This window comes from Aneurinibacillus aneurinilyticus ATCC 12856 (assembly GCF_000466385.1).
GTDB lineage: Bacteria > Bacillota > Bacilli > Aneurinibacillales > Aneurinibacillaceae > Aneurinibacillus > Aneurinibacillus aneurinilyticus.
On the sequence record NZ_KE952904.1, the window covers coordinates 486 to 9,680 of the forward strand.

10 protein-coding genes are annotated in these 9,195 nt (G+C 37.8%); 2 read left to right on the top strand and 8 right to left on the bottom strand.

Features of this window, described 5'->3' with window-relative positions:
- The first annotated feature begins 41 nt into the window (after positions 1-41).
- Positions 42-350 carry a hypothetical protein gene (locus HMPREF0083_RS23905; protein ID WP_040304784.1) on the top strand — a complete coding sequence of 103 codons (309 nt, stop codon included), beginning with the start codon at positions 42-44 and terminating at the stop codon, positions 348-350.
- Positions 351-591: 241 nt separating this feature from the next.
- On the opposite strand, the gene HMPREF0083_RS23910 is transcribed toward HMPREF0083_RS23905, so the two are convergent.
- The 3 genes from HMPREF0083_RS23910 to HMPREF0083_RS23920 form a co-directional block, all read right to left on the bottom strand.
- Entirely contained in the window at positions 592-1,545 is a 954-nt protein-coding gene (locus HMPREF0083_RS23910; RefSeq protein WP_021624505.1) for an iron-hydroxamate ABC transporter substrate-binding protein, read from the bottom strand.
- Positions 1,546-2,363: 818 nt separating this feature from the next.
- A complete protein-coding gene (locus HMPREF0083_RS23915; protein WP_021624507.1) occupies positions 2,364-3,341 on the bottom strand; it encodes an alpha/beta fold hydrolase in 978 nt (325 codons plus the stop codon).
- Positions 3,331-3,903 (bottom strand): MarR family winged helix-turn-helix transcriptional regulator, encoded by a 573-nt coding sequence (locus HMPREF0083_RS23920; protein ID WP_021624508.1) that lies wholly within the window; start codon positions 3,901-3,903, stop codon positions 3,331-3,333. The genes HMPREF0083_RS23915 and HMPREF0083_RS23920 overlap by 11 nt, the downstream gene beginning before the upstream one ends.
- A 499-nt stretch (positions 3,904-4,402) precedes the next feature.
- On the opposite strand from HMPREF0083_RS23920, the gene HMPREF0083_RS23925 reads away from it, so the two are divergent.
- On the top strand, positions 4,403-5,254 hold the full coding sequence (locus HMPREF0083_RS23925; RefSeq protein WP_021624509.1) for an alpha/beta fold hydrolase: 852 nt from the start codon (positions 4,403-4,405) through the stop codon (positions 5,252-5,254).
- Positions 5,255-5,309: 55 nt separating this feature from the next.
- Here the strand turns inward: HMPREF0083_RS23925 and HMPREF0083_RS23930 are convergent, their stop codons facing one another.
- From HMPREF0083_RS23930 to HMPREF0083_RS23950, 5 genes are all read right to left on the bottom strand, one after another.
- Positions 5,310-5,969 (bottom strand): hemerythrin domain-containing protein, encoded by a 660-nt coding sequence (locus tag HMPREF0083_RS23930; RefSeq protein ID WP_021624510.1) that lies wholly within the window; start codon positions 5,967-5,969, stop codon positions 5,310-5,312.
- 433 nt (positions 5,970-6,402) lie between these two features.
- A complete protein-coding gene (locus HMPREF0083_RS23935; protein WP_021624512.1) occupies positions 6,403-7,056 on the bottom strand; it encodes an ABC-2 transporter permease in 654 nt (217 codons plus the stop codon).
- The gene (locus tag HMPREF0083_RS23940) at positions 7,046-7,912 is read right to left on the bottom strand and encodes an ABC transporter ATP-binding protein (protein ID WP_021624513.1); all 867 of its coding nucleotides are present in this window, start codon (positions 7,910-7,912) and stop codon (positions 7,046-7,048) included. Before HMPREF0083_RS23940 ends, HMPREF0083_RS23935 begins: the two co-directional genes overlap by 11 nt.
- Positions 7,909-8,292, bottom strand: a complete 384-nt coding sequence (locus HMPREF0083_RS23945; protein ID WP_021624514.1) for a GntR family transcriptional regulator — start codon at positions 8,290-8,292, stop codon at positions 7,909-7,911. The genes HMPREF0083_RS23940 and HMPREF0083_RS23945 overlap by 4 nt, the downstream gene beginning before the upstream one ends.
- A gap of 149 nt (positions 8,293-8,441) precedes the next feature.
- Positions 8,442-8,645, bottom strand: coding sequence for a hypothetical protein (locus tag HMPREF0083_RS23950; RefSeq protein WP_021624515.1), 204 nt, complete (start codon positions 8,643-8,645; stop codon positions 8,442-8,444).
- Positions 8,646-9,195 lie beyond the last annotated feature (550 nt).

Sequence of the window (9,195 nt, forward strand, 5' to 3'; positions counted from 1 at the left end):
AGATGAAGGTTTTCGTCCGTTTTGTTTTTAGGGGGTTTTATATGAACGTAGTGGGATATAAAGTTGCCTGCCCGTTGCATCACATCAATAGAGGCGCGATGTTTTATATGAACGTAGTGAGATATAAAGAGGTTGGTGTGTTTTTTTCTTTTATTCAGGTTAATCCTATTTTTTATACGGGAATTAAGCGATATTTTGAAAAAGAGATAAAGGGGCTAAGTAGCGTGGTGGGAGGCAAGAAAAAAAGGAAGGGCGGTGGACGGGAGCGGTCGGAAAAACGCACGTTCGCCTTTCTTTCTACCGGATCGCCTCTTCTTTTTTCCAAATCTCCTATTTCAACCGTCAAGTAAGTAGGAATAGTTCAAGTTTATTAAAGGCATTGCAATATTAAAATAGGAAAAAGGAATAGATCGCATTTATCCTTTATCGGAATCTCACCTTCACTTAATGAAATATGCGAAGGAACTGTTAGAGCACAAGTTCCTTCGCAACGAATGAAAACGATTCAGTTTACGTGACATATCATTACTATTGTTTGAATCGTCTGCGGCCTTAAAACGATACAGTTTATCTCAGGATAAAGATAAGCGTTTACTGGCCGAGAAAGCTTTGGACGAAGAATTCCAGTTGATAATCCAAGCTCAGTGGATCGTTAAAATAGAACGTCTTTGCGTTGACCTCGAAAACACGTTTGTTCTTGACTGCGGGAATGTTCTTGTATGTTTCAGTATTCTGGAACGAGTTGTCCTCATCCGCGTTCTTGCTGAAAATGACGTAGTCGCCAAGGTAATCCTTCAAAACTTCCGGCGACAAGGCAAAATAGCCGTCTTTTTGCGTCGCTTTTCTGACTTTCTCAGGCATAGGAAGCCCTATTTCCTGATAGAGAATTTCCGTACCGCGGCCAAAGTTGTTACCATAGACGTAGAGCTGTTTATTGAATGTCTCGATGACCGAGACCGTCGTATCTGTACCAATCTTCGCCTTGATTTCTTCCCCGGCTTTTTTTACTCTCGCTTTAAAATCGTCGATCCAGGCTTGCGCTTCCTTTTCTTTGTTTAACAATTTACCGATTTCCAGTTGCTGTGTTAAGTAATCAACTTTTCCATAAGTATAAGTGACTGTAGGAGCGATTTGCTTAAACTTTTCGACGTTTTTAATGTTTGAAAGCCCGATAATAAGATCTGGCTCCAGCTCGATGATCTTCTCAATACTTTCGTCCGTAACCGCCTCAACGTCTTTTAGTCTCTCTTCGAACCTCGGGTTAGTCTTGGACATATCGTCTACGCCAACCAATGGCACACCAAGCGCCATGACGTTACCCGTTAAGAATCTGGTCAGTACAACGACGCGCTGCGGATTTTTTGGAACCTCAACCGGTCCATTCTCGGATTGGTAGGTAAATGTGCCGGATTTTGAGGCGGTCCTGGACGGTGCGGCCAAGGCAGGCTCAGAGGACGAGCTATTTACATTGTTCGTTTGGTTGCCGCTGCAAGCACTCAGAAGGAGAATAAGGAGCAGAACTAACGGAATGAAAAACTTTTTCATAGGATGACTCTCTCCCTTATCAATTGCTATGTTCTATGTATAATCGAATTGCGTATGGATGCAAGACACCCGATTATAAATGATAATGATTATCATATTCAATATACTGAAAATTATATAGTCATATGGAATTGCTGTCAATAGCTATTATCAGATTTGTTGTTTTGTAATAATGTTACTATGAAACAGAAGACAATGACCACTCGGCTCTTTTTTAATAGCGCTCTGGTTAAGAGCAGTAGGCTGTATGTGTCAGCATAATTCTTTAGTAAATAAAGATAGCTCACAGTTTATCGGCCATTTATAAAAAAGCGCGTTATCCTTTCTCTTTAATATAAGAAAAGGATGCTGTGCTTCTATCTTTGGGAGTAGTGTTCTTAACTTGATGAATATGGGATGGCTCCAGTATTAAATAACTGTGCGCATTGTTCCGAAAGATTGGAGTTACATGGTAAACAAGGTTTTTGTTGATAGGGAGAACTATAATACATATTATTAGACATCCTATGTGCAAATTACATTCTTCTTCCTTGTAATTATGTTAAAATAATGTAATAAAAGGCGTGATTCCGAATCCCAACATATATTGTTTCAAGGGTGTTGATTATCCAGTACGCTTCAGAGTGGATCGTCACCACACCGTGCCCCAAATGGGCGTCGGTTCGTCTCCTGTATGAAGCATAGGGGCCGCTTTTTGCCGGTCCGGCCTTGGCTCCACAAAGCGGCCGTGTCCCTTCCTTGTGAGAAAAAGACGAGGGAACACGCTGACGCGTGCATCTTATTTCTTCCGATATATGGATAATCAACAAGTGTGTCTTTTATACTCTTTCATTTTCTTCTCTGGTTCGGATGGTCGATAATGCACTCACAAACAACTCTGTTTGATCAATCATAATGCGATGTCCGGCGCCGGGGAGCAAAAACAATTGTTTGCGCGGAGCCTGGATTTTGTTGAAATATTCCTGGGCGATCACGTAGGGGGCTTGCCAGTCCTGGTCCCCTAAAATATAGTAAACAGGTACTTGAAAATCTGCCGGTTCTGTATGCAAATCGAAGTTGGCCAAAAAAGTTTCCAACACGTAGCGGTTGGCCTTTAGTCCCTTCAAAAGAGCCGTAATGTCGGACCACTTAAAAATAGGGCTTTTTAGCACCTTTAACATGATCGGCAGATCAATTTTGCCAGCCAGGTTATATTTGCCTTGGAGCTTACGGATTTTGGTGCATTTTTTCAGAAATTGGCTGTCGATGATTAACTTTTCTCCCGGATAATTGCCTATCGCCTTGAGCTTATCCAAAGATTTTTGGTCACCCGCTTGAAATATGAGTTCTTTTAGTTTTTCATAGCCAACGCGCTCATTTTCAAGCATGGAAATAACTTGTGCCACGCCAATAAAATAAGCGACCTCTTCAGGGAATCGTTTGATGAATGTAATCCCCAATACGCTCCCCCAGGAACGGCCAAGCAAAATGATCTTTTGTTTATTGTATTTCTTCTTCAAATACTGGATAACCTCAAATAAATCCTGAAGCATCAAATCAATGGTCGGATATTTGTCTTTATTTTTGATAAGTGTTTTTCCGGCGCCGCGCTGATCCCAATGCACGATGGTAAAAATTTTCTCCAATTGATCCTGAAAAAGATGAGCAAATAAAGATTCGACGCTGCCTGGACCCCCATGCAAATACAACAGAACCGGATTGTCAACATTTGTGCCCGAATGAAACAAATATTGTTCTATGCCGTTGATAAGGACATATTCTTCAATTAAAATGGGCTTCCCGACTTTATTTTTCATTGTTTGTCCGCTCCTTTTGCCGCGCTTGTCTTCTTGTTTCAAACTCCTTCAGTATTCTCGTTTGCGTTTCGCTGTAATCTTCACTGACTTCAACCCGACTTTCTTCTTCAAAGCCATCCTGCTCTTCGCCGTCATACCGGTATAGTTTTTTTAGCAAGCTCCATAGGGTTTCCATTTCTTCCGTCGTAAAATGTTTAAAAAGCTCTTCTAAAAAGAAAAGGCCCTTTTCGGCAGCCTCAATCAAAACTTCCTTGCCGGCTTCTGTGATTTTCACATTAACCGCACGTTTATCCTGTGGACTGGGGACAGTAATGACATAACCTTTTTTTTCGATAATTGTGATCAACTGTTTCGCGCTTTGTTTGCTGGTGCCTAACTTTCTTGCAATATTGTTGAGTGTGGTTTCATTTTCGGGCAAATGCCCAATGGCCATCATGGCCATAAACTGCCTTGCAGTTAAGCGCCCAAGGTATTGATCACCATGGATTTGAAGTTTGTTGGTCAATGAAAAAAGGGTGGCATAAGTTTGCTGCATTAAAAAGATCTCTTTGAGGATATCCATAATAATGTTCCCTTCTATATTTAGTCATTATATTGTCTATTATTGTGACGGAAATGAATGAAATAGTCAATATCCTGTCTAATTTTTATAGCACTTCATGACTAACTACTTTCACTGATGCTCTATTATGATGATTAAGATGAGAATACGTGTTGCAATATGTACCGTGAATTTTCCAGCGGATTTACGGATTGGGTGGAAAGTATTGCCGATAGTAAGAACTCGACGTCATAAAAGTGGCGTTAATCTTGTCAGGGGAGCATTACAAATAGGCATGAAAAACTCCCCATAATTGCAACCTTGTCTGTTAGTTTGATTTGTGAAAAGAAGTATGCTAAAGTATCTCAATTAAAGGCAACCATAATAGAGGTGATGTAAAGTGTTGGAGCGTTCCATGGAGAATGTAAGAGAATTAAAAGGAAGAAAGGAAGTGATGTAAAGAAGAGTTTTTACTTTATGAGTAGCTCTTCTCATTAAGAAAGAAAAGAGGGCTATTACAATGAACAAATATCAAAGTATAAGCAGTAATGGATTTAAACTGAATTATTGTATAAAAGGATCCGGAAAACCTATACTGGTGATAGGGAGCAGTGTGTATTATCCCCACCTATTCTCGAAAAATTTATATGAAACATTCCAGTTTATTTTCCTTGATCATAGAGGGTTTGTGAAGCCGCCCCGAGCTCTGGAATCAGAAGATTATACATTGAACAAAGTGTTAGATGACATAGAGAAAGCAAGGCAAACTCTTTGCTTAACAGACTTCATTATATTAGGGCACTCAGGACACGCCTTCATGGCTTTGGAGTATGCAAAAAAATATCCTGAACATGTCCAAAAAGTTGTTTTGTTAAATTCAGCACCTACAAATAGTCAAAAAAGGCAGCATCAAAGTTTTGCATTTTTTAATGAAACTGCAAGTCCGGAAAGAAAGAAGCAGTTTGAAAAGGATATTGCTCTATTAGAAAATGACATCAAGAAAGACCCTGAACGGCGATTTGTCCACATGTGTATTCGTATGGGAGCCCAAAGTTTTTATAACTATACATTTGATGCGGCTTACATGTGGGAAGGTGTATATACGAATATGCCAATTATCGATTATTTGTGGGGAGAAGCGTTTGGAGAGCTAAATCTTATACAGTCACTGAACGCTTTCAATAAACCAGTATTTATTGGTTTAGGAAGATATGATTATTTGGTAGCGCCTGTTTCACTTTGGGATTCTATTGATGACACGAATGGTGACGTGAAGAAAGTGATTTTTGAACATAGCGGGCATAATCCTATGTTTGAAGAACCTCAATCCTTTGACAGAGAACTAATCAAGTGGATTTGTGAGGGCGAATAAAGAGCAGCGTTTGAGGTGATTTCAGCCTGTCGAGAAAGCCTCAACAGGCTGAAATCTACGGATGTAGATGTTTTCCGGTAAAATGAGGTGTATATTGTGATAATTCATATATACCTAACGCCTTCTCGAGCTGTTCCACTTGCCTAAGAATCGTTTGGAATCCATCCTTTCCAAACATGGTTTCCTCAATTTCTTCAAATTTTTCTCCTAATTTTTCAAATTCCCTTGGAGTTACGAGCTTTTGGAAAGCAGGGAACAAAACCGTATCCTCGCGCGCCTCATGAGGCTCATACATTTGTTTGTATAGGGAAAGTAAATGTGCCATATATTGTCTACCTTGCATATACGGATCTCCCTGATTAGCAACTTGTAAAATAAGCGTGGTTAGCTTAGTAGCAGCTGCATGCTGTTCTTGTAAGGTGCATACTAAATTAACATAAATTTGTTCTTGAATAAACCGAGGGAAGATGTAATGTTCCTCCAATTTTTGATGATAATTCTCAATGAATTGCCTAGCAATAGAGGCTGATTGTAGAATAACAGGATAGACAATGGAAGGTTGGAATGGTTTATATCCACATAATCGTTTTTCTGCATCTCCGTAAATTAAAAGAAGTCTTTTCAAAATCCCATGTTCTCTCATTAAATCTTCTATAGGTGTAATTTCTATTTCAGACTGGGATGGTTCAGATTGTTTGTTATCGCCAAATCCCATATATTACCTACTTCCTTTGCTTTTATTAATGTTTACATTTTGAATATATGAAGATACAGTGCGTATATGTATATATTTCTAACGTAAGTAACTCTTGAAAAAATGGGCACCCTCAATAAGATGTTCTGCCGAAGATGAGACAGTTGTTGGAAGCCTACCGTGAAAAAGGGCTGCCTATACTTCACGTTATTCGTCTATAAATTGTCCCCGAACTTCTATGTACAAAGCAAGTGAAAGAGATTTTCGTGTGGTAATGGTACTGGATTCCATGTCTCAAGTGTATGAAAAAGGTATACAAGAGATGAAGAATATAGGTGTACATGTATGTGAGCTTGACAATATTCTTGATTCAATATCATTAGTTTGATTTATTCAAAGGTGTAACCAAAAAGAAAGCATTCCATTTGGAGCGTAGGAAGCGAAAAAGATACGTTTATAAATCCTTTTTTGCATATATTTTTAGGGATATAACCATTGAAACACAACCAATGACTAGTGCAAGAAAACAAGGAATCCATGCTTGAATAATTTCTGGAAATGGAAATGGAAATGTGATTGCAAAACTAATATGATTCGATTGAAACCACCCTATAACAGCAGGAAAGACAAAAGGTATTAAAAAGATAGTAAAGAATGAAATAAGTTTTGTTTTGTCATAGCCAAATTTGAACTGAACAGGGATTAGTATTCCAAATATGATGCTAAGAATTAAAAAGGTTATTCCAAGAGTAGTGATGTTTAGTTTTTCTATACCCGATGGCATGATAACTGATGTAATAATATGGATGATGACGCTGCAAATGAAAATTACAAAGATAAAGAGATATTTGGCTTTTACAAATGAATTTCGTGTATATGGAGTCGCACAAAGAAGAGCAGCCCCCTTGTACTTATCTTCAAATTTGGATACCATACCGAACAAAATATACTCCAACAAAAGCACTGTTAAGAGAAAGCCCACAAGACCGCCATTGTTAAAATCTACTTTTGAAGAAATATAAATAGGACCGATTGCAGCAAAAACGAGTAAAACGAACAAATATTTTTTGACCAGCATCAAATCTTTTAGTACAAGGTTAATTAGCATTGTTGTTACCTCCGATATAAGTGAGCATAATATCCTCTACCGTTGGTCTTTCCATCAATACATCAGGCATGAGTCGGCGTACATCCTTTTTTTTGCGGGTAATTCCCTCAAATCCATACGGTGATTGATGCAAAGTTAAAAAAAGCTTTTGCGTTTGTTCATTAATAAAGCGATTGTCCCCTTTTACCAGTGCATGTGTATCCAGCAACTCATCTTTCTCTTCATTAACTATGATCCTACCATCATCAATTAAGATGATCATGTCAGCAATTTTATCCAAATCGGAGGTGATATGTGTGGAAAAAAAGACACTCTTTCCTGGCTCCTTCATAAAGTTGAGGAGAATATCCATCAATTCGCTTCGTACCAATGGATCAAGTCCACTTGTTGGTTCATCCATAATCAATAGATCTGCATGGTGGGAGAGCGCCAAAGCGACCGCATACTTCATCCGCATTCCTTTTGATAAGGTGGCAATTTTCTGATCTAATTTTAAATCAAACTGTTTTATGTAAGCTGAAAAAACAGCTTCATCCCATTCGGTATAACAAGGGGCGATCACATTTTTCATTTCTTTTAATGTTAATTCTTCATAGAAATATCCTTCATCCAACACAATACCGATTTTGTTTTTCGATTTTCTTTCGTTGTCATCCATATCCATGCCCGAAAACTTGATTTTTCCTGAATCCTTCAAAATAAGACCCAGAATCGCTTTAATTGTGGTAGTTTTCCCAGAACCGTTAGTGCCGATAAAGCCTGTAATACAGTCTTTATTTAATGAAAAAGTAACGTCTTTTAAAGAAAAATTGTTGTAAGTTTTATTTAGATTCTTTACCTCTAAAATAGGGGTCATTTTTCACTTTCCTCCTCTAAGATTAAATCCAGCATTGAATGGAGATCATCTGTATTTATTCCTAAACTTCGGGCCATTTGACATACTTCTGCTAGTTTGGCTTCCACCATATGCCGCTTGGATTCCATTAGCATTTCTAAGTTCCCGGGTGCCACATAGGATCCTTTACCAACTCTGGTTACAATAAATCCTTCAGCTTCCAGTTCAGCATAGACTCTTTTCGTGGTTAACACACTCACATGTAAATCGTTGGCCAATGAGCGGATTGAGGGTAGTTGTACTCCCTCTTTTAACTCATTATTAAAAATGGAAGTTTTAATCTGATCTTTTATCTGCTGATATAAAGGTTGATCTGATACATTGCTTAAAATTATTTTCATTTAACAACCTCTTTATTAATCATTGTTATGCTATGAGATACACAACATACACAACATACACACCATGCACAGTGAATATTATAAGTTATTGTAATTAAAATAACAAGAGATTCTGATTTAGCATGTGATTGCGTATTTCCTAATTATTATTAAAAAGGGGTGAGCTTATTCTTGCTTTGAAGCGGGCTGATTCCTTGCTCCAAACAACGTTGCCATGAATCATACATTAAAGAGCGGATTGTTGGAACTGTATTACTACCGGAAATAAACTTTTCCCATTCACGTTCAAGCTTTAGCTTTTCTAATTTTGGGCAAGTATACTTATCCAGAGCTATTAGATTATTCATTATCATAGCTATTCCTCCAAATAAATGATTGTAGTTACAGACTCTTATCACATAGAATTCCTTATAATAAAAAGAATATTCAGTATATTATATGTGCTGATGATGCCATTTGGTTATTTTCGGAGGGATAAATCCAATTTAACAGCATGTGAAATTCATAAATTAATGTTTCTTATAATGTATGAACAGGTTAACTTGTAGTTATATAATACAAAAAAAGCAATCATTAGTTAAGTGAGTGTTTTGCAAAATAGCCATTTAAACACAATTTTAGCTAAAAACAAATAGTAAGCCTCTTTTCTGGGAGTAAGGGAATTTTGTAGGTCAGGTCAATCATTCCGTTTATTGTATACAGTTGAGTTATATAAATTACACTTAATACTTTGACAGGGGAGTGTGGTCGGAAGTAGGAGATTCGGAAAAAAGCACCCTGCGCTTCGGCAGAAAAAAGGCCAGCATTTAGAATTCAACTTTTTTTAGTGTTTTAAAAATTGGATTTATAGGTCAAAGAATAGAAAAAGGTCAAGGGTGTTGATTATCCAGTATGATCCAGAGT